The sequence below is a fragment of the Saccharopolyspora rhizosphaerae genome, from assembly GCF_003931915.1.
Lineage (GTDB): Bacteria > Actinomycetota > Actinomycetes > Mycobacteriales > Pseudonocardiaceae > Saccharopolyspora > Saccharopolyspora rhizosphaerae.
In genome coordinates this window covers 1-600 of the sequence record NZ_RSAA01000029.1, presented here as the reverse complement: position 1 = coordinate 600, position 600 = coordinate 1, and the positions used below count along the sequence as shown (strand labels likewise).

Annotated in this window: 1 protein-coding gene; it reads left to right on the top strand. The window is 71.2% G+C overall.

Translation table 11 applies throughout. The annotated features are described in order from the left end of the window. Window positions 1-600: electron transfer flavoprotein subunit alpha/FixB family protein (locus EIL87_RS22940; RefSeq protein WP_148101525.1), on the top strand; the 600-nt coding region annotated here is incomplete at both ends.

Below are 600 nucleotides of genomic sequence, written 5' to 3'. Positions count from 1 at the left end.
GGAGATCGCCGGTCGCCTGGCGATCCGCCTGGACTCCGGTCTGCTGTCGGAGGTCGTGGACATCGACGGTGAGGGCGTCGCGTCGCACTCGCTGTTCGGTGGCACCTACGACGCCAAGGCGAAGGTCGCCAAGGGCACCCCGGTCGTCACCGTGCTGCCGGGCAGCATCGAGGCCGAGCAGGCCTCCGGTGCCGCCGCGGTGGAGCAGGTCGAGGTTCCGGCCGCGGCCGGCGCCAAGATCACCGGCCGGCAGCCGGCCGAGGCCGGCGACCGCCCCGAGCTCACCGAGGCCAGCATCGTGGTCTCCGGTGGTCGCGGTGTCGGTTCAGCCGACCAGTTCGAGGTCGTGGAGAAGCTGGCCGACACGCTGGGCGCCGCTGTGGGTGCCTCGCGTGCCGCCGTCGACTCCGGCTACTACCCGCACCAGTTCCAGGTCGGCCAGACCGGTAAGACGGTCTCGCCGCAGCTGTACGTCGCGCTGGGCATCTCCGGCGCGATCCAGCACCGCGCGGGCATGCAGACGTCGAAGACGATCGTCGCGGTGAACAAGGACCCGGAGGCGCCGATCTTCGAGATCGCCGACTACGGCGTCGTGGGTGA